At 34.6% G+C, this 19,890-nt stretch carries 15 protein-coding genes; 4 read left to right on the forward strand and 11 right to left on the reverse strand.

The genetic code is table 11. The features are described from left to right. Positions 1-16: 16 nt before the first annotated feature. The 5 genes from ASE40_RS17130 to ASE40_RS17150 all read right to left on the reverse strand — a co-directional run bounded on the left by ASE40_RS17130 (position 17) and on the right by ASE40_RS17150 (position 8,372). Positions 17-2,023: a heavy metal translocating P-type ATPase gene (locus ASE40_RS17130; RefSeq protein WP_057118346.1), complete on the reverse strand. Its 2,007-nt coding sequence runs from the start codon at positions 2,021-2,023 to the stop codon at positions 17-19. Between the two features lie 258 nt (positions 2,024-2,281). After that, positions 2,282-3,529, reverse strand: a complete 1,248-nt coding sequence (locus ASE40_RS17135; protein WP_057118347.1) for an efflux RND transporter periplasmic adaptor subunit — start codon at positions 3,527-3,529, stop codon at positions 2,282-2,284. Between the two features lies 1 nt (position 3,530). Beyond that, positions 3,531-4,778 carry a TolC family protein gene (locus tag ASE40_RS17140; protein ID WP_057119827.1) on the reverse strand — a complete coding sequence of 416 codons (1,248 nt, stop codon included), beginning with the start codon at positions 4,776-4,778 and terminating at the stop codon, positions 3,531-3,533. A 37-nt stretch (positions 4,779-4,815) separates the two neighbouring features. Beyond that, the gene (locus ASE40_RS17145) at positions 4,816-7,938 is read right to left on the reverse strand and encodes an efflux RND transporter permease subunit (protein WP_057118348.1); all 3,123 of its coding nucleotides are present in this window, start codon (positions 7,936-7,938) and stop codon (positions 4,816-4,818) included. Positions 7,939-8,048: 110 nt separating this feature from the next. Continuing rightward, a complete protein-coding gene (locus ASE40_RS17150) occupies positions 8,049-8,372 on the reverse strand; it encodes a DUF6660 family protein (protein WP_241774389.1) in 324 nt (107 codons plus the stop codon). A gap of 256 nt (positions 8,373-8,628) precedes the next feature. Between ASE40_RS17150 and ASE40_RS17155 the strand changes: the two genes are divergently transcribed. Both ASE40_RS17155 and ASE40_RS17160 read left to right on the forward strand, forming a co-directional pair. Continuing rightward, positions 8,629-9,750: a hypothetical protein gene (locus ASE40_RS17155; RefSeq protein WP_057118349.1), complete on the forward strand. Its 1,122-nt coding sequence runs from the start codon at positions 8,629-8,631 to the stop codon at positions 9,748-9,750. A 9-nt stretch (positions 9,751-9,759) separates the two neighbouring features. Beyond that, complete coding sequence (locus ASE40_RS17160; protein WP_057118350.1) at positions 9,760-10,518, forward strand: porin family protein; 759 nt, start codon at positions 9,760-9,762, stop codon at positions 10,516-10,518. Here ASE40_RS17160 and ASE40_RS17165 read toward each other — a convergent pair. From ASE40_RS17165 to ASE40_RS17185, 5 genes are read right to left on the reverse strand one after another with little or no spacing between them, the layout of a single operon-like run. Next, positions 10,515-11,102 (reverse strand): chemotaxis protein CheB, encoded by a 588-nt coding sequence (locus ASE40_RS17165; RefSeq protein ID WP_057118351.1) that lies wholly within the window; start codon positions 11,100-11,102, stop codon positions 10,515-10,517. The genes ASE40_RS17160 and ASE40_RS17165 overlap by 4 nt on opposite strands. After that, entirely contained in the window at positions 11,084-11,893 is an 810-nt protein-coding gene (locus ASE40_RS17170; protein ID WP_057118352.1) for a CheR family methyltransferase, read from the reverse strand. The genes ASE40_RS17165 and ASE40_RS17170 overlap by 19 nt, the downstream gene beginning before the upstream one ends. Before the next feature lie 8 nt (positions 11,894-11,901). After that, positions 11,902-12,267, reverse strand: coding sequence for a response regulator (locus tag ASE40_RS17175; protein ID WP_057118353.1), 366 nt, complete (start codon positions 12,265-12,267; stop codon positions 11,902-11,904). 18 nt (positions 12,268-12,285) lie between these two features. Beyond that, the gene (locus tag ASE40_RS17180) at positions 12,286-15,855 is read right to left on the reverse strand and encodes a response regulator (RefSeq protein WP_057118354.1); all 3,570 of its coding nucleotides are present in this window, start codon (positions 15,853-15,855) and stop codon (positions 12,286-12,288) included. A 29-nt stretch (positions 15,856-15,884) separates the two neighbouring features. Continuing rightward, positions 15,885-17,099, reverse strand: a complete 1,215-nt coding sequence (locus ASE40_RS17185) for a response regulator (RefSeq protein WP_057118355.1) — start codon at positions 17,097-17,099, stop codon at positions 15,885-15,887. Between the two features lie 394 nt (positions 17,100-17,493). Here ASE40_RS17185 and ASE40_RS17190 point away from each other — a divergent pair, with 394 nt between their 5' ends. Together ASE40_RS17190 and ASE40_RS17195 are read left to right on the forward strand one after the other, a co-directional pair. Next, positions 17,494-18,342 (forward strand): SDR family oxidoreductase, encoded by an 849-nt coding sequence (locus ASE40_RS17190; protein ID WP_057118356.1) that lies wholly within the window; start codon positions 17,494-17,496, stop codon positions 18,340-18,342. Positions 18,343-18,494: 152 nt separating this feature from the next. Beyond that, positions 18,495-18,755 carry a SemiSWEET family sugar transporter gene (locus ASE40_RS17195; RefSeq protein WP_057118357.1) on the forward strand — a complete coding sequence of 87 codons (261 nt, stop codon included), beginning with the start codon at positions 18,495-18,497 and terminating at the stop codon, positions 18,753-18,755. 68 nt (positions 18,756-18,823) lie between these two features. On the opposite strand, the gene ASE40_RS17200 is transcribed toward ASE40_RS17195, so the two are convergent. After that, positions 18,824-19,648, reverse strand: a complete 825-nt coding sequence (locus tag ASE40_RS17200) for a hypothetical protein (protein ID WP_057118358.1) — start codon at positions 19,646-19,648, stop codon at positions 18,824-18,826. Positions 19,649-19,890 lie beyond the last annotated feature (242 nt).

Here is a 19,890-nt window from a genome sequence, read left to right on the forward strand (position 1 = left end):
TATTTTTTGGTACAAATTAAAACTTCATCTTCTGAATTCTAACAGCATTCAAAATTGCTAGTAAAGCTACTCCAACATCAGCAAAAACAGCTTCCCACATTGTTGCCAGTCCGCCCGCGCCGAGAATTAAAACAAAAGCTTTTACGACGAAAGCTAAAGTGATATTCTGCCAGACGATTTTTTTGGTTTGCTTCCCAATGTTTATGGCCATTGCAATTTTACTCGGTTTATCATCCTGAATGACAATATCAGCAGTTTCAATTGCGGCGTCGCTTCCTAAACCTCCCATTGCAATTCCCACTGTGCTTAAAGCGATTACGGGTGCATCATTTACGCCATCGCCCACAAAAGCAATAGTTTCGTTTCTGGCTTTAATTTCGTTGACTTTGTTGACTTTATCTTCTGGAAGCAAATCCCCAAAAGCTTTTACAATTCCGAGTTTATCAGCTACAAATTGAACCACATTTGTTTTATCGCCGCTCAGCATGGTTAGTTTAACCCCTAAAGTTTTTAGTTTGGTAACCGTTTCTTGGGCATCAACTTTGATTTCGTCGGCAATGGTTAAATAACCTGCAAATTTCTGGTCGTAAGCAATTGCAATTGTAGTGTACACTATTGATGTCGGATCAATGTCGTAAGCAATAGAAAACTTATCCAGAAGCTTAAAATTCCCTACATGCAGTTCTTTTCCATTATATGAAGCTTTTAAACCGTGTCCCGAGATTTCTTCAATATCTTTCAATTCAACTGAAGTATCAATTTGTCCCGCATAATTATGAATTGCAGTTGCAACGGGATGTGTACTTCGGCTTTCTAAAGCATTGACCATCTTCAGGATTTCTTCTTTATCAAATTCAGGTTTTATAATGACTTCCTGCACTTTAAAAACACCTTCGGTCATAGTTCCGGTTTTATCAACAACAACATTCTGAATCGTCGAAATACTGTCTAGAAAATTACTGCCTTTAAACAGAATTCCGTTTTTACTGGCAGCACCGATTCCTCCAAAATAACCCAACGGAATACTGATTACCAAAGCACAAGGACAAGAAATTACCAAAAAGACCAAAGCTCTGTACAGCCAATCGCTGAAAACATAATTATCTACGAAAAGCATGGGAAGCAGACAAATAGCAATCGCCAGATATACTACAATTGGTGTATAAATTTTTGCAAATTTTCTAATGAATAATTCCGCAGGAGCTTTCTTTGTTGCTGCATTCTGCACCAATTCAAGAATTTTAGACAATTTGCTGTCGTTATAAGCAGTTGTTACTTTTACTTCTGCAATAGTGTTTCCATTTATCATTCCTGCCAGAACAGTTTCGCCTTTCTTTTTAGTGTCGGGTTTGCTTTCTCCTGTTAAAGCCGCTGTATTGAACGAAGCCGAATCTGATAATAATTCGCCGTCTAATCCTAGTTTTTCTCCTGCTTTAAGCTGAATAACAGCGCCAATTTGAACGTCTTTGGCTTTGACTTTTACTGACACATTATTTTCTAAAACATGAACCTCATCAGGACGTTGGTCTAATAAACTTTTAATACTAGATTTAGCCCGATTAACTGCCATTCCTTGAAAGGTTTCTCCAATCGTATAAAATAACATCACGGCAACACCTTCTGGATATTCTCCTATAGCAAACGCACCAATTGTGGCAATACACATTAAGAAAAATTCTGAAAAAACATCTCCTTTTACGATACTTTCATAAGCTTCTTTCAAAACAGGAAGCCCAACTGGAAGATAAGCAATGGCGTACCAAATAGTTCTCACATATCCTGTAAACCAACTTTGTGGAAAGTAATTATCAAAGGCAATTCCGATCAATAATATAACGAATGAAACTATGGCAGGTAAAAACAATTTAAACCAGCTGCCTTCTACATTATGTTCATGATCGTGTCCGTCGTGGTCGTGGTCGTGCCCATCATTATCAGAATGCTCGGGTTCGTCATGCGAACAACAGCATGTAGTTTTGGGTTTACTTTTTATATTTTTAACTTCTTTATCTTGATGTATCATGGGAAAGTTTCAAGTTTATTTGTTTCGGGCTGCAAGTTTAACCTTTGAATAAATTAATGTTCTAAATTTAAGCATTTTGTTTGTTGCCACAAAGGCGCTAAGGCACTAAGTTTTTTATTTTGAATTGCCTACAGCTTTAGCAGAAGGCAATTCAATTATTAAAAGAAAATTGGAGACACTGCGACTTTGCTATCAAATTTCAGCATTAAAAGCCTTAGAACCTCAGCACCTTAGAACCTCAGCACCTTCAAAAAAAAATCAATGTTCATGCTCTCCACCGCCCTTCATGGCAGAAAGCAGATAAAAAGCCCCTTTAGTAACTATTTTTGCTTCTGAATCAATTTTATCTACAAATTTTACTTCTGTAAAACCTAAATCTGTTGTTCCTGGCATTACTTCAACTGCTTTAAAATGAATTTCTTTTTCATGAGATTCTTCTTTTTCGCCTTCGGTATGCTTGTGTTTTTCTTCAGTATGCGATTCTTCTTGTACAAAAACAAAATACTTATCTGCATTTCGAACTACAGCATCTTTTGGTAATGCAGGAACGGTTGCATTTGTAATATTGATATTGGCAGAAACATACATTCCAGGAATCAAACCTTTGGCATCGGCTGGATCGATTTTGGCGTGAACGGCAACGGTTTTACTTTCGTTAGAAAAAGATTTATTGATTCCGAAGATCTTTCCTTTAATGGATTTATTCGATTGATTCGTTAATACAAAATCGATTACCTGACCAATCGAAATAGAACCCAAATCTTTCTCGTAAACATTCAAATCTAAATGCATCTGGCTATTGTCAACCACTTCAAAAAGCGAAACTCCTGTATCAGCAAAAGCGCCTTTCGCAATATTGATTTTTCCAACGTAACCATTTATCGGAGCTACAATTGGAACTAGAGACGAACTTCCTTTTGTGGAAACATTCAAAGCTTCTAATTTGTTTTTGGCTGCCTGCGCACGCGCTCTTTCGGCTGCTAATTTTGCTTTTACTTCCTGAAATACCTTTCTCGGATTTACGTTTTCATCACTCAAGGTTTTCTGGCGGTTATATTCTAACTGTAGATATTCGACATTGGCAGAAGCCGAATGATAATCTTCCTGCATCTCAATTACTTCCAAATTCTGAATGGTTGCTAAAACTTTTCCTTTGTTGACGAATGTTCCTTCCAAAACATAAATATCTTTTACCGTTCCGCCAATTAAAGTCGAAACTTCAGCGGAATTTTGCGGTGGAACTGTCGTGTAGCCATTGGCTTTGATGATTTTATTCAGGTTTCTGTTTTCTACAAATCCTGTTTCAATACCTACAGTTTTATATTGAGATTCGGTTAAAGCAACTTCCGTTTGTGATTTTTCTTCTTCGTGTATTTCCTCTGTCTTTTTTTCATTACAAGAATTTAAAATTCCGCAGTAAGCTATAAGCAGTAAGCTATAGGCTAATTTTCTTTGCGGACTCTGTGATAAAATCTCTGCGATCTTTGCGGTTAAATTTATTTTCATTTTAATTGTTTTTGATAGTTGGAAATTGGAGTTCGATTGCGCTTTGATTATAGCTGTGAGTCGCTTCTGCAAATTGTTTTTTAATATCAATCGCCTGATTTAAAAAACTGATATACGACCAATAACTCATATCGCCATTGGCATAACTTTTTTGGGCTGTGTCAATAATCTGATTCGCATATTGCAAACCTTCATTTTGATAATAGGCTACGTTCTTTTGCTGTTTTAGGAAATTATTCTGTAATTCTTCTTTTTGCAGATTTAAAATCATTTTGTTTTTGTCTAAAGCCATTTGAGACTGCGAAATACTGATTTCAGCAGCTTTCGCTTTTGTCGTATTCACAACTCCAAACAACGGAATCTGCAATCCTGCGGTAAAACCTTGAAAAAGCGATTCAGTATTAATAGTCTGCGCAAAATATCCTAAACCGATTTTTGGAGTTCGCAGTGCTTTAAAAGTTCCAGCTTCTTTCTGATAAACCGAAATTTGCTGTTGATAGAAATCGGTCATCAGAAGTTCTGCTTTCGAGGTTTCTTGATTTTCTACGAAAGTATATTGCAAAGCTGTATTTTCATCTGGAATAATGTTTTCATTGGTCTGAACAAAAAACTGAAGCTGTTTCTGGTAAATAGCCAAGTCGTATTCTAGCTGTGCTTTTTGGGTTTCGATTTCTTTTACTTTCGCTTTCGCACTTATAACTTCGATATTACCGCTTTCTCCAGTTTTAAAACGGAGCTCGGCATTCTTTAAAAATTTGGTGTAGATCTCATTTAATTCTGAGTTTAATTTCTGAATTGAAACGCCATACAAATATTGATAATATGCCAGAGTTACTGCTTTTTCGACTTCATAAGAAGATAAAGCTTTTCGTTTTTCAGCCAATTTTGCGAGTTCTTCCTGTAATTGCCTATTGGCTTTGGTAATGTTTCCCAACGGAAAAAACTGCTGTACAGAAACATTATGATCAAAATCAACGCTATTGAATTGTCCGCCTTGATACTGCACTTGTAACGGATCTGGCTGAAAAGCCGTTTTCTTTAAAACGGTTTGTTTTTCTATTTCTTTATCAGCAATTTTTAAGTCGATGTTGTTTGATTTGGCAAGTTCTATTGCTTTTTCTAAAGATATTTTGGTTTGCGCTGATATTAGCGTGCTTGCTAACAGGAATGCAATTAACCGCAAAGATCGCAAGGGATGCGCGAAGTTCGCAAAGGTTGTTTTTCTTAGATTGTATGGTAATTTTTTCATTTCTTTAAAATTTTTCTTTGTGTGCTTTGCGTAAACCTTAGTGTTCTTTGCGTTTAAAACCACTTTCCAGCATTAAATACAAAATCGGCAAAACGATTAATGTCAATATTGTTGCTGAGAATAAGCCGCCGATTACTACTGTTGCTAAAGGTTTCTGCACTTCTGCCCCGCCGCTTGTCGATAATGCCATTGGCAGAAATCCTAAAGAAGCTACAGCAGCTGTCATCAAAACTGGACGTAATCTTGTTTTGGTTCCGATAAAAACTCTTTGAAGCGGATCTAAAATTCCCTCTGATTTCAATTGATTGAAATACGAAATCAATACGATTCCGTTCAGCACTGCGATTCCGAACAAGGCAATAAAACCAATTCCGGCAGAAATACTAAAAGGCATTCCTCTCAGCGAAAGCGCAAAAACACCTCCTATTGCAGACAACGGAATTGCGGTAAAAATTAAAAGGGCTTGTTTGATACTTTTGAATGTAAAATAAAGCAATACCAAAATCAGCCCTAATGCAATTGGCAAAGCAACAGAAAGCCTTTGTGTGGCTTCGATTAAATTCTCAAACTGTCCGCCATACGTTACGTAATATCCTACTGGAAGCTTGAAGTTTTTATCGAGTTTTGCTTGAATTTCTTCAACTACACTTTTAATATCTCTTCCGCGAACATTCAATCCAACTGTAATTCTTCTTTTTCCGTCTTCGCGGATGACCTGCACTGGTCCTTGTTCATATTCAACTGAAGCGACTTGAGAAAGCGGTACCTGCTGGCCGTTTGGAAGCGGAATAAACAAATTGCTGACATCTGTAATATCGGCTCGGTTGTTTTCATCCATTCTCACCACGACATCAAATCTTTTACTTTCGTCGTAGATTTTTCCAGCACTTTCTCCTGCAAAAGAAGAACGAATGATTTGATTGATATCTGAAATATTGAGTCCGTAGAGTGCAATTTTGTCATAATCGTATTTAACGGTAATCTGAGGCAGTCCTGTAACTTTATCGGCCTTTAAATCTCCTATTCCCTCAATACTTTTTATTTTCGAAATTAATTCTGCCGCTTTCGCGTCTAGGATCTCTAAATCGTCGCCAAAAATCTTGATGGCGATATCAGATCGGCTTCCGGTCATTAATTCGTTAAAACGCATTTGAATGGGCTGAGAAATTTCAATATTCGCTCCGGGAATCACTTCCATTTCTTCTTTCATCGCATTTGCCAATTCTTCCCAATTACGATATTTGCTCCTCCATTCTTTTTTGTCTTTCAAAACAATAATCAAATCACCGCTTTCAATCGGCATAGGGTCGGTTGGGATTTCACCGCTTCCAATTTTGGTTACGATAGTTTTTATTTCAGGAAATCTTGCTTTTAGTAGCTGTTCATATTTGGTTGCAGTTTCTACCATCTGCGTCAGCGAACTTCCTGTCATAATCGTAGCATTTATTGCTAGATCACCTTCTTCAATTGTCGGGATAAATTCGCCTCCCATATTTTGGAAAATAATAAATGCTAAAGCAAATAATGCCAGTGCAGTTGTAAGAACAACTCTTTTAAATTTTAAAGCCTTATTAAGTAAAGGCGTATAACGATTTTCGAGCCACGCAATCATTCTATCACTAAAATTGGATTTGTGCTCTGTTTTTTTAGACAGAAATAAAGCACTCATCATCGGGATGTAAGTCAACGAAAGTATAAAAGCTCCAATAATGGCAAAACTAACCGTTATTGCCATTGGTTTAAACATCTTTCCTTCAGTTCCAATCAAGGCTAGAATAGGTAGATAAACAATCAAAATAATGATTTCTCCAAAAGCAGCGCTATTCCTGATTTTTGAAGCCGAATTATACACTTCATCATCCATTTCTTCCTGCGTCAATTCCTTTTTATTTTTGATTTTCTGAAGATGATGCATGGTTGCTTCTACAATAATAACGGCACCATCGACAATGATTCCGAAATCTATTGCCCCCAAACTCATTAAATTTCCGCTTACGCCAAAGGCATTCATTAAAATCACCGCAAATAACATTGCCAGCGGAATTACAGATGCTACAATAAGTCCTGCGCGAAGATTTCCTAAAAATAAAATCAGTACAAAAATTACGATTAAAGCACCTTCTAGCAAATTCTTTGCAACTGTTTTAATAGAATTATCAACGAGTTTTCCTCGGTCGATAAAGGCTTCTGCAACAACTCCTTCGGGAAGACTTTCATTAATTTGAGCCATTTTGTCGTGAATCCTGTTGACAACAGCGCTTGAGTTTTCTCCTTTTAACATTAATACCAAACCCGAAACGATTTCGCCTTTTCCGTCTTTTGTAGAAGCGCCATAGCGCAATGCAACACCTTCGCGAACCTGTGCCACATTACGTACCAAAACTGGTGAACCGTTTCGGTTTTTCACTACAACATTTTCAAGGTCTTTAACACCTTTTGCCATTCCAACGCCACGGATGAAATAAGTATATTGATCTTTCTCAATATAAGCCCCGCCGGTATTTTGATTATTCTTTTCTAATGCCTCAAAAATTTCAGTAATCGTAACTCCTAAACTATTCAGCATGTTAGGATTAACGGCAATTTCGTATTGTTTTAGTTTTCCGCCCCAGGCACTTACTTCAGCAACACCACGGACTCCCTGCAATTGCGGAATAATAATCCAATCCTGAATGGTTCTTAATTCGACGGCGCTGTATTTGTTTTCATACCCTTTTTTAGCGTAAACATCATATTGGTAAATTTCTCCTAAACCAGTTGAAATTGGTGCTAATTCTGGAGAATCTACATAATCTGGAATATTTTCTTCGGCTTGTTTTAAACGCTGGAAAATTTGTTCGCGTGCCCAGTAAATATCAACATCGTCTTCAAAAACAACGGTTACAACAGATAGTCCAAAACGGGAAATACTGCGGAGTTCGATAATATCTGGAACGGTTTTGACAGCTCGTTCTAACGGATACGTAATTAACTGCTCCACTTCCTGACTTGCCAAAGTTGGGGCTGTTGTAATAATCTGCACTTGATTATTGGTTACATCGGGCAAAGCATCTAGCGGTAAATTTTTAAGTGAATAGCTTCCCCAAGCTATTAAAACAAGGGTAAATAATAGTATAACGAATTTGTTTCGTATACTAAATTGAATGATTTTATCTAGCATTTGAATAATAAAATAATGACATGAGAAATGAGACAAGAATATGTCTTATAAACCTGTGGTAAGTCCACAACTCTCTAACCCGAATTCCGAATTTTCGGATACAGGCATCACTATGCTATTTGAGGGGGCTGCCATATGCTTCCGTAGAAATTAGAAGCAAAAACAGAACGATAATTGGGTAAAGGAATAGAAATAAGATTGTATGCGGCAGGAAATTCAAGACTTAAAACTGATTGATAGCTTAAAACTTGTGCACTGCAGCAATTGCAGGTGCAAAATGGAGAGCACAAATCATTGTGTTTGTCATGAGAATGATTATCCTCAGATGAAAACTGAGCTGTTTTATGCATAGCGCTATTTACTTCCATATCTGCGCAGGGCATATTTGAAAGTGCCATCAAATAAATTGACATTACAATTGCTATCCATCTCATGAGTGTAAAAATAATACTTTATTTAATTCCGTTTTGAAAAAAAACATAATCAATTGACTTTTAATCATATTTCTTTAAATTTTATTTTCGGCAAAAGAAAATTTAGTTAACTTTAACATGAAATAACATATTTTTTATTCAAAAATCTACGCCAAAAACAAACAAAAGTAAAATTACAGCCCAAATTATATTTTAAGAATACACAAGTCATATTTTATTTTACGCAGTTTTATTAATTATCTAATACCTCTAATAAATGAAATGTAAAAGATTAATATCAGCCTTTTTCTTATTATCAAGTATTCAATTCTTTGGTCAGGTTTATACCGACAAAATCGTAGGAGAGAAAAACCAACAGCTTAAAGACAGTCTTAAAGTAGTGGAATATCCTTATTCTTTACCAATTTGGGGTCAGAAGGTGGCCCAAAAAGGTTATAATTTACCTTACTCTGCCGGATTATCTGTAAATTACTTTTGGCAGGATTCTGAAATCGTCATAAAAAATCTGGAGGTTGGGTTCAATAACGGTCCACTTTACAACTTAGACGAAATTGTTCGCTTTGATAAATCTTCTGTAGAAGCAGGTGCTATAACTATTAGACCAGATATTTGGCTGCTTCCTTTCTTAAATATTTACGGAATATTTGGTAAAGCAAAACCAACAACTAAAATCAATGCTGGAATTTGGATTCCTGACGCTGATAATAACTGGTCTCAGATTGCAAGTTTTAATACAAAAGCAAATTTTGACGCTACCACATTTGGAATTGGTATGACTCCAACCATTGGTATTGGCGGAGGCTGGCTGGCACTGGATATGAATATGTCCTGGAGCGATGTGGATGCGCTGGACAAACCGGCTTTCTCTTACATATTTGGTCCAAGATTAGGTAAAACTTTTAAACTTCGTAAACCCGAAAGAAATATCGCTGTATGGGTTGGCGGTTTTAGAGTTCATATTGAAGGAGGAACAAAAGGAAATATAGCTTTATCGGATATTTTTGATCTTAGCAATGCTCAGACCAAAGTTGATGACGGTTTGACAAAAGTATCTGAAAACCAAACAAAAGTGGATAATTGGTGGAATGGCTTAACTCCGGCCCAACAGGCAAATCCAGTAAATGTTGCTAAACATAATACCGCAAACCGTGCATTAGAAAGAGCAGGTACTTTTTTAACTACTCTAGACGGAGCTTTAAGTACTGCAGATTCTTCGACAATTCAATATTCACTCCAAAAGTCACCAAAAGATATGTGGAATTTTATTGTTGGAACGCAGTTTCAGTATAACAAACATATAATGCTTAGACTTGAAACAGGATTTTTAGGAAGTCGTACACAGGTTTTAGGAGGTCTTCAATACCGTTTTGGACTTTAATCTTAGAATATGAAAAAAGGTTTATTATTGCTTTTTATGCTTTTCTCCATTGCTCAAGCGCGGTCTCAAGTTTTAATTTCCTTAATTTTTGGAGATAAACTAAATTCGCCTTTTTTAGAATTTGGTCTAGAAGGCGGAATCAACCTTTCTGATATTTCTGGGCTCGAAAGTTCTGGAACTAATCCTGGTTTTAATCTGGGTTTTTATTTTGATTTTAGATCGAAAAAAAATCCCGCATGGATGATTAATACTGGTGTTATTGTTAAATCGCCAATGGGTGCGCACCACCTTCCTGTTTACTCTTTAGATGATGTTAACTTGGATAATACTTTTGAAGGCGGAAGTGTCAATCGTGAAATACGCTATTTTAATGTGCCAATTTTAATTAAATACCAATTTAAGAACAGGATCTATGTCAAAACCGGACCTCAATTTGGACTTCTAGCTTCGGCTTTTGATGAATTTACCAACGAGATTAATAAAAACGATGTTACTTATAAGAAAAAAATCAGAGACGAGATTCGTGTTATAGATGCTGGAATAGCTTTGGGAACCGGCTATCATATGAATGTTGGCAACGGATTAAATATAACAATTCAATATTACTACGGATTGGTTCCTGTTATGAAAGGTGACGGACCAAATGTCTACAACAGATCTTTGTACCTGACAGCTGGAATCCCTATTGGAAAAGGAAAAGCAGCACAAAGAAGAGCAGAAAAAAATGCCGAAATGAATAAGGTTATACTGCCGGAAGACAAAAACTAAAGTTTATTTATTTGTTTTATGAATTCTAAGATTTCTTCGGTACTTAAAACAAAATCTGGCGTTGTGTGTAAAATGGCGTTGTTAGGCATAAAAGGCATATCTGCAGACAACGGGTTTTGAATCACAATTTTACCGCCCGCCGCCTGAATGGCTTTTAATCCAACAGTTCCATCAGAATTTGAACCAGAAAGCAGTATTCCGATTAAATCTGGGCCATATATTTCGGCTGCAGATTCAAAAGAAACATCAATACTTGGTCTGCTGTAATTTATTTTTTCTGAAGTGTCTAACGAAAGGGTTTCGTCTTTTTCAAACAACAAATGATAATTTGAAGGTGCAATGTAAATGAATCCAGTTCTTAATTTTACCTTGTCCTCTACTTCTTTTACTTTTATTTTGGATCTCAAAGCAATTAAATCTTCCAAGGTTTGCTCGTCTGTACTTTTTCTATGTACAACGATTACCAAGGCAAAAGAAATAGAATCTTCGATAAATGGCAAAATCTGTAATAGTGCTTGTAAACTTCCAGCAGAACCTCCAATTATAACTACTTTATAATGATTTATTATTTTATTTTCCTCCATATTTTCTCTTTATCAAATTGTTTGTATTTGGTTTGAGAGATAGAATATTTGATTGTTTCTTTTGTCCCGAGTGCCAGAAAACCTAGTGGAGCCAGACTATCATCAAAAAGGCTTATAACTCTTTTCTGTAGATTATTATCAAAATAAATTAAAACATTTCTGCATAAAATAAGGTCAAACTCATTAAAAGAAGTGTCTGACACTAAATTATGCTGAGAGAAAACCATTTTTTCAGAAAGGTTTTCATTAAACTTCGCAAAACCATAATTTGCAATATAATAATCCGAAAAATCTTCCTGCCCTCCAGAATCTCGATAATTATCGGCGTAGTCTTTTATCATTCTCAACGGAAAAATACCGCTTTTTGCTGTTTCTAAAACGGTTGCATTGATATCTGTTGCATACAATATTGATTTATGCAGTAAACCTGCTTCTTTCAACATAATAGCCATAGAATACACTTCTTCGCCTGTAGAACATCCTGCATGCCATATTCTTATAAACGGCTTAGTTCCTAAGAGCGGGAGAACTTCTTTTCGAAGTGCCATATAGAAAGACGGATCACGAAACATTTCTGTAACATTAACCGTTATTTCATCAATCATTCTTTTACAATACTCCGGATCTCTTCGAACTTTTGACAAAAATTCATGAAAATGTTTAAAGCCATCCAAATAAAAAACCCTGTTTACGCGTCTTTTAAGTGAGGCTCTGGAATAACTTCCAAAATCAAAACCATAATATTCGTAAATTTCATTTATAAGAGTTTCTAATTCAATATCTTCAATCATAATTTCATTTAAATTTCACCCAAGATTTGAAGTAATTTATCAACATCTACGGGTTTTGAGATGTAGGCATCAGCTCCAGCCTCTAAACATTTTTCTCTATCTCCATTCATTGCCTGGGCAGTTACTGCCACGACAAAAGTAGATTCTTGTGACGGAATTGCTTTTATCAGCGGAATTGCTTCATAACCATCCATTTCTGGCATCATCATATCCATCAAAACGGCATCTATAGAATTGTCATTTGATAATATTTTTAAAGCTTCTTCTGCGCTTAAACAAGACAAACAGTCAAAAGATTTTGCTTTTAAAGTATTCACTAAAGCAAAAATATTTCTAGAATCGTCATCTACAATTAATACTTTTTTCTTTTCCATTTACAGTATTTTTAAAGATTAGATTTTATCATATAACCAAACTCGAAGCAGTGATAACAGCTGATCTACATCGACAGGTTTTGTAATGTAATCTGAAGCTCCCGCTTTGATACATTTTTCTCTATCGCCGGTCATTGCTTTGGCTGTTACAGCTATTACTGCTAAGTTAAGAAATTTAGGGTTACTTCTTATCTTTTCTGCTGTTTCATAACCATCCATATTTGGCATCATCATATCTAATAATACAACATCTGTATCTGGATTCTCATCTAAAATTTTAATAGCCTCTTTTCCATCAAAAGCTGTAATAACATTCATTCTAAAAGCTTCTAAAGCCTTAGAAAGTGAATAGATATTACGAACATCATCATCAACAATTAATACTTTCTTTTCATATAAAATATTATTTAATGAATTCAGTTTTTTAGCACTTTCTTTTTTATCACTTCCTTCTTTTTTCTTGCTTTCTACTAGATGAAGGAAAAGCGAAACCTCATCAAGCATTCTTTGATATGAATGTGCGGTTTTTACAATAATTGAATCGGCATATTTTCTAATTTTCAATTCTTCTTTGATAGACAAACTTTTCCCTGTAAAAACAATTACCGGAAGATTTTCTAAACCTGGGTTTTTCTTCACTCCGTCTAGAATTTCGTAAGCTTGTTTATCTGGAATTCCCATATCTAGAATTACACAGTCAACATCTTCTTTGTTTAAAATAGTTAATCCTTCAGAAACATCACTTTTAATTTCGGAATTGATATTATATGTCTCTAAGAAATAAGCTAGTGCTTTGGCATGCTGAGGGTTATCTTCAATAATTAAAACTTTTTGCGATTCGTTATTGATGATATGCTCAATACGCATAAAAACTTCTGGAATTCTGTCAAAAGCAACTGGTTTGTCTAAGAAGTCTACAGCTCCTTTTAACAAACTTTCTTGTTTTAGTTTGTGAGAAGACATGATGTGTACCGAAATGTGTTTGGTATGAGAATGATTTTTCAATTCTTCTAAAACTTCCCAGCCGCTCTTAATTGGAAGTTCAATATCCAATAAAATTCCGATTGGTCGGTAAATTAAAGCAAAATTCAAGGCATAATCTCCTCTTACGGCAACAACTCCTTTATATCCTTTTTTCTGTGTGAAAGCCAATAATGATTTTGCAAAATTGATATCGTCTTCTACAATTAGAATTACTTTATCACCTTCAACAATAGAATCACGGTCGTCTTCAATTTCTGCAGGAACAACTTCACTAATATATCTTGGTTTTGGCTCTTGATCTTCTGTTTCTTCTTCTATTAATTCAGCCTCTGGAATTTTGTTGACAGAAACTTTATTAATTGCAAAACCTAATACCGGAAGGCATAGTGTAAATGTGCTTCCTTCATTTACTTTACTATGCAGAATAATTTCTCCTCTTAATAATTTGGCTAATTCTCGGCTGATTGATAATCCTAGACCAGTTCCGCCATATTTACGTTTTGTTGAACCATCGGCTTGCTGGAAAGCTTCAAAAATTAGTGGTTGTTTTTCTAACGGAATTCCGATTCCGGTATCTTTTACAATAAAGCAAATAATTTTATCATCATCACTGTCTACTTTAATTTCAAGAGAAACTGTTCCTTTTTCGGTAAACTTAATAGCGTTAGAAATAAGGTTTTTCAGGATTTGTTCTAAACGCATTTTGTCAGTTTTAATAACAATTGGTGCGTCTTTGTCTATAATCTCAAAATTAATTCCTTTTTCTTTGGCAACCAGATAGAATAAATTATGCAGGTTATCTGTAATTTCTTTTGTTGAAACCTCTAAAAATTCTAAATCCATTTTTCCGGCTTCAATCTTAGATAAATCAAGGATTTCGTCAATTAATCCCAATAAGCTGTTTCCAGAACTCTGAATTACCTGTGCAAATTCGATTTCTTCTTTGTTCATTGTTTTGTTGTTATTTTCAGACAACAAGCGGCTCAACAATAAAATAGAATTTAGAGGAGTTCTTAATTCGTGCGACATATTGGCCAAAAACTCCGATTTGTAACGTGTCGTTAATTCTAAAGCTTCTGATTTTTTCTGAATTTCAGTATTTTTTTCTTCCAATAAAACACTTCTTTCAGATAATTCTTCATTGGTTTGTTCTAATTCTTCCTGCTGCACGCGAAGTTCTTCTTCAGAAGCTTGTAATTTTTCAGTCTGTGCTTCCAATTCTGCATTAATAGCTTCCAATTCGCTATGCTGAATTTGAAGTTCTTCAGACTGCGATTTGGTTTCTTCCAAGAGTTCCATAACTCTTTTTCGATTCTGAGTTGCTTTTAAAGCGATTCCAATATTATTAGAAACCAAATTTAAGAATTCCAATTGCAGTAAAGAAAAACCATAAATACTGGCTAATTCTACTGCTCCTTCTACTTTAAAATCCATTAATGGAACAGCAACAACATGCGTTGGCTTAATTTCACCTAAAGCATAATTGATCTGAATATCTTCTGGAGATAAAGATTTTAATTCCAGCATTTTGCCTGAAACGATGGCCTGGCCAATTAAACCTTCTCCTTTTTTAATTCTTTCGCGATTTTTACTCGGAATATAACTGTAACCACCCGTAACTGTTAATTCCTCGCCATCAATAACATACAAAACCCCAGCACTGCTGTTGGTATATTGGCATAAAAATTCGATGACATCTTTTGATAGTTTCTGAATCGTTTTTTCGCCCAGCATTTTATCATTTAATGATGCAATACCAGACTGCAGCCACTCTTTCTGAGATAATAATTCGAAAGAACCTTTTAACGAGTCTTTCATTTCGTGAAGTGATGCACCTAATGCTCCTAAAGTATCCGATTTTCTATCATCTATCTGAACATCATAATTTCCATTAGAAATTTGTGTAGCAATACTGCTTATAACTTCAAGTCTTTCAGCCGTTTCAATATCTTTACGCTCTAATTCTTTCTGCAGTAACGCTCTTTCATTATGGTCTCTTAAAATTCTTGCAAAAAATACAACAGTAATAATCATTGCAATTATAAATGCTGTAATAATTAAAATAAAACTATAGTTTCCGTATCGTTCAGAATTTCCGATTCGTTCTCTTAGAAGGGCCTGCTCCGTATTTTCTACGCTTTTAAATTTACTGCGAAGTTCATCCATCATCTTTTTACCTTCTTCAAGATCAAAAGTGGCATTTTTACCTCCAAGCTGTTTTTTCACAACTTGGTTGTGGAGATATTTAAAAAAGTTAGAACGAAGCGGTTTTAATTCGTTCAATCTTTTTTGCTGTGTGGGATTGTCGACAGTTAATTCATCCAGCTTTTCAAAATAAACAGCAGATTCTTTTTCTGCGTCATAATGTTCCTGCAGGAAATCTTTGTTTCCGGTTATTAAATAGCCGCGCATACTGGTTTGGGCATCTGTAATAACAGATGAAGCGGTATTTAGGTTATAAATAACATCCTGTGTATGATTAACCCAGGCATTACTGTCGAGAAGACTTTTAATACTTAAAAAAGATGCAGTCGAACTAATCATTAAAATCAGCAGGGAAATTGACGAACTGATTAGTAAATTTCTTTTAAAATTACTGTCCATAGAGATTCTGTACTATTTTGTTTATTTGGTTATTTACTAGTTAAAGGAAGTATAATTATAAAACTTGCCCCCTCGCCTTGTTTACTTTTAGCGGTAATTAATCCGTTATGCTTTTCAATAATTTTCTTGGCGATTGCCAGTCCAATTCCAGTTCCTTCGTAGGTTTGGCGGTCATTTAAACTTTGAAAGATAATAAAAATTCTATCTAAATAAATTTCATCAAACCCAATTCCGTTGTCTTTTACCGTGATTCTGCAAAAATTTCCATCTGGCGAGGTTACACTGTCAAATGATTTTTCGAGTATTATTTCTGAGGTAATTTCGATTACTGGTTTTTGCTCACTTCCAGAAAATTTCAAGGCGTTTCCAATCAAATTTTGAAAAACCTGTCGCATCTGGCTCGGAATACTATCTACAGTAGGAAGTTCGTTTGTTTTTATTTCAGCATTTTTGTTTTCTATCAGATAATCAAAATCTGAAAGTACTTCTTGTAAAACCTCATTGAGATCTGTTTTTTCTGGTTTTACCTGAGCTGAAAGTCTGGAGTATGCCAAAAGATCTGTAATCAAAGTCTGCATCCTTTCGGCCGATTTTATTGTTCGATTTACATAATCGATTGCTTTATCGTCGGTTTTTAGATAAAGGTCTTTTATAATTTTAATAAAAATCTGGATCTTGCGAATAGGTTCGTTTAAATCATGTGAAACAACCCATGAAAACTGTTGTAATTCGTGATTACGAAGTTCTAATTCTTCATTTTTTTGAACCAATTCTTTTGTTCTTTCTGCAATTTTAATTTCAAGATTGTCCTGCGCCTCTTTTCTAATTTTAATTTCTTTAGAGAGAAGGTCTTTTATGGCTTTAAGTTCATTTTGCTGCTCATAGATTTTAATAAAAGTTTTTACTTTTAAAATCAATAAATCAGAATCAACTGGCTTTGTAATATATTCTACAGCTCCCGTTTCATATCCTTTGAAAATATATTTTTTCTCGGTATTAAGTGCCGAAAGAAATATAACAGGAATATCTTTTGTGCGTTTATTTCCAGAGAGAATTTTAACCACTTCAAAGCCGTCGAGTCCCGGCATTTGAACGTCCATAATAATCAGACAATAATCTGTTTTTAATATTTTCTTTAAAGCTTCTTCTCCAGATTCGGCACTATCGACATCGATATTATGCAGCTCTAATGTTTTCTTTAAGGCAATGATATTGGCCCTTATATCGTCTACAATTAATACCATTCCGTTTTGAAGCTAAATTTATTGTGAATCACAATTGTTGAATTTAAAATGAAATTTAAAAATTTTCTTATTTTTTTATTGAATTGCACAACTAACTATTAAAATTTATGTGTAAAATCTCAAATGTATAAAAAAAAATATGAGATGGTTTTTTATCTAAATCGAAATTAGTTACAAAATTCCCACCTTTGATTCTATTGTTTCCGTTTCACTATGATCTTTAAGCCCTTATAAATGCTATATTTTTCAAATATTGAAAATGAATGAACGTATTTTCATACAAGATCACGTTATTTTATCTTTTGGGGCAAACAAAATTTCTTTTAAGACAAAGGAAATTGTAACACTGCACTACTTTTAATAAGCAAAAAACAGCCTAAAAAGAAGAAGAATCATGAAAAAGACAAAAACATTCCCTGAACAAAAACAAAATCTTCCTGGTAATGAACACATGATGAAACCTGAACCAGAAATTATTAGAGAAAATTATGTTGGAAGCGGTAAATTGCTAGGTAAAACTGCTTTTATCACTGGAGGCGACAGCGGTATCGGCCGAAGTGTTGCTGTACATTTTGCCAGAGAAGGTGCTAATATTGCCATAATTTATCTAAAGGAAGATAAAGATGCACGTGAAACTAAAGAAATGGTTGAAAAGGAAGGACAACAATGCCTTTTGATAAGCGGTGATTTGAAAGATGAAAAATTTTGTAAAGCAGCCATTAAAAAATGCCAGACTACTTTTAAAGATATTAATATTATAGTAAATAATGCTGCAGTACAATTTCCTCAAAATGAATTGGAAAAGATAACTGCATCTCAGCTGCATAAAACTTTTGAAACCAATATTTACCCTTATTTTTATATTATAAAAGCAGCTCTTCCGTTCTTAAAAGAAGGAGATACCATAATTAATACCACATCTGTAACGGCTTTCCGCGGCAGCGAACATCTGGCAGATTACGCGAGTACAAAAGGTGCAATTGTAAGTTTTACGAGATCACTTTCGAGCATGCTGGCCAAAAAGAAAATACGTGTCAACGGCGTTGCGCCCGGTCCTATTTGGACGCCTTTAATCGTCGCCAGTTTTGATAAATTATCCGATTTTGGAAAAGACAATCCGATGGAAAGAGCCGGACAACCTTCTGAAGTTGCGCCTGCTTATGTATTCTTAGCCTGCGAAGACAGCAGTTATATTACAGGCCAGTTTATCCATATCAATGGAGGTGAATTGGTAGGAGGATAATCTGCCTTTCGAAGATCATTAATCATACAAAATTTTTACGTGGGATTTGTTTTAATCTCGGAAAAACAAGAAGTCACCAAGTTCTAATTGTTTTTCAATTAAAAAAAAACTTACAACCTCAGCAACTTAGAACCTCAGAACCTTAAAAAAAAATGAACTACGTAGACATCATCGGTCTTTTTGCTGGAACTTGCGTTACTATAGCAACCATTCCGCAGATTTTAAAAGTTTGGAAAACTAAAAAAGTAAAAGAAATTTCGCTTAAAATGTTTGGCACACTTACTTTTGGAATCGCGGTATGGGTCGTTTATGGTATTTTGAAAAACGATTTGGCAATTATTATTACCAATAGCGTTTCGCTGATCCTGAATCTAATTATGGTTTATTTTATTATATACTATGAAAAAGAATAAGATTTTATAAAAGAAAAAAACAGCTCGACAAAGCTGTTTTTTTGAGAGTGAAGAATATGGTATGCTTACTAGCTAGCTAATTTTTGGTTGTATGGTTTGAATGTCAAATGGTATTTTTCTTTTAAAGTTCGAGGCTGCAGGTTTCTTTTGAAAAATAATACAGGCGCCATAATTGTTTTCAAATTTGACAATTTTTTAATTTCGCTTAATTGTTTAACGGCAAAGTTTAAAATAGGCTGAAACGTAGTTAAATAATTGTAACTATGCTGCGCTATCTCTAGTTCTAAAACTTCACGCAAAATGCTCTTCATTAATAAATAACGAACTGTGCCCTGCTGTGGAATCGTTTTAAGTTCTTGGAACTTCTCGCCTATCTTTTGATTTTCTGGACCTATGTAAATATAATTTCCAGATTCATGAGTAAATATTTTTCTCACCTGCGATGTAAAATCGAAATCGGTTACTTTACTTTCTATATTGGTTGGCATTCCAATCAATGAAAATTGAATGTGCTGGTGGCTTTTAAAATACAACACGCTGTTAATTACTGAGGAATTACTCATAATACCAGACTGTTGTTTCTTTAAAGATCTAATTTCTCCATTTGCACCAAAACTATGCACTACATTTCCTTTTTCACAATACACAAAAAATACCGGTGATAACGGATTTGATTCTATACTTAAATTGACATCGTGATTGAACATTAGGTCAAAATTTAAGTACGTCATTTCTTTTTCAAAACGAACTCCTGAAATGCTTCCTGTTGCCCATTTCGATTTGAATGTTAATTTATATTCGTTTGCGTTGATCAATAGATCACCGCCAAAACTATCTTTAAGATTGTTAAAGACATCGTCAAATCCTCCAGTATTTATGTAAAGTTTTTTCATTATAATATTTTGGTTAAATAAAACTGTTAGTAGTTATTTACGTACAAAAACTAACTTTGGTTTTTATCTTATTTCTATAATCCAAATTTCGTTTATATTGTCTGTCAAATCTTTATACAATTTTGGAGAGATATTTCATAATTATTATTTTGAGAGGGACAAAGGTTTAAAGTTGCAAAGGTTCAGAGATTTCTTTTAGAGTGACAAAGGTTGAAAGTCGCAAAGGTTCAGAGGTTTTTTTT

The sequence above is a fragment of the Flavobacterium sp. Root935 genome, assembly GCF_001429295.1.
Classification (GTDB): domain Bacteria; phylum Bacteroidota; class Bacteroidia; order Flavobacteriales; family Flavobacteriaceae; genus Flavobacterium.

Bases quoted from the DNA above. Each gene is read 5' to 3' on its own strand.
- ASE40_RS17130 (WP_057118346.1), bottom strand. From the start codon at position 2,023: ATGATACATCAAGATAAAGAAGTTAAAAATATAAAAAGTAAACCCAAA.
- ASE40_RS17170 (WP_057118352.1), bottom strand. From the start codon at position 11,893: ATGATTGAAGATATTGAATTAGAAACTCTTATAAATGAAATTTACGAA.
- ASE40_RS17155 (WP_057118349.1), top strand. From the start codon at position 8,629: ATGAAATGTAAAAGATTAATATCAGCCTTTTTCTTATTATCAAGTATT.
- ASE40_RS17160 (WP_057118350.1), top strand. From the start codon at position 9,760: ATGAAAAAAGGTTTATTATTGCTTTTTATGCTTTTCTCCATTGCTCAA.
- ASE40_RS17185 (WP_057118355.1), bottom strand. From the start codon at position 17,099: ATGGTATTAATTGTAGACGATATAAGGGCCAATATCATTGCCTTAAAG.
- ASE40_RS17175 (WP_057118353.1), bottom strand. From the start codon at position 12,267: ATGGAAAAGAAAAAAGTATTAATTGTAGATGACGATTCTAGAAATATT.
- ASE40_RS17135 (WP_057118347.1), bottom strand. From the start codon at position 3,529: ATGAAAATAAATTTAACCGCAAAGATCGCAGAGATTTTATCACAGAGT.
- ASE40_RS17190 (WP_057118356.1), top strand. From the start codon at position 17,494: ATGAAAAAGACAAAAACATTCCCTGAACAAAAACAAAATCTTCCTGGT.
- ASE40_RS17200 (WP_057118358.1), bottom strand. From the start codon at position 19,648: ATGAAAAAACTTTACATAAATACTGGAGGATTTGACGATGTCTTTAAC.
- ASE40_RS17150 (WP_241774389.1), bottom strand. From the start codon at position 8,372: ATGAGATGGATAGCAATTGTAATGTCAATTTATTTGATGGCACTTTCA.
- ASE40_RS17140 (WP_057119827.1), bottom strand. From the start codon at position 4,778: ATGAAAAAATTACCATACAATCTAAGAAAAACAACCTTTGCGAACTTC.
- ASE40_RS17180 (WP_057118354.1), bottom strand. From the start codon at position 15,855: ATGGACAGTAATTTTAAAAGAAATTTACTAATCAGTTCGTCAATTTCC.
- ASE40_RS17145 (WP_057118348.1), bottom strand. From the start codon at position 7,938: ATGCTAGATAAAATCATTCAATTTAGTATACGAAACAAATTCGTTATA.
- ASE40_RS17165 (WP_057118351.1), bottom strand. From the start codon at position 11,102: ATGGAGGAAAATAAAATAATAAATCATTATAAAGTAGTTATAATTGGA.
- ASE40_RS17195 (WP_057118357.1), top strand. From the start codon at position 18,495: ATGAACTACGTAGACATCATCGGTCTTTTTGCTGGAACTTGCGTTACT.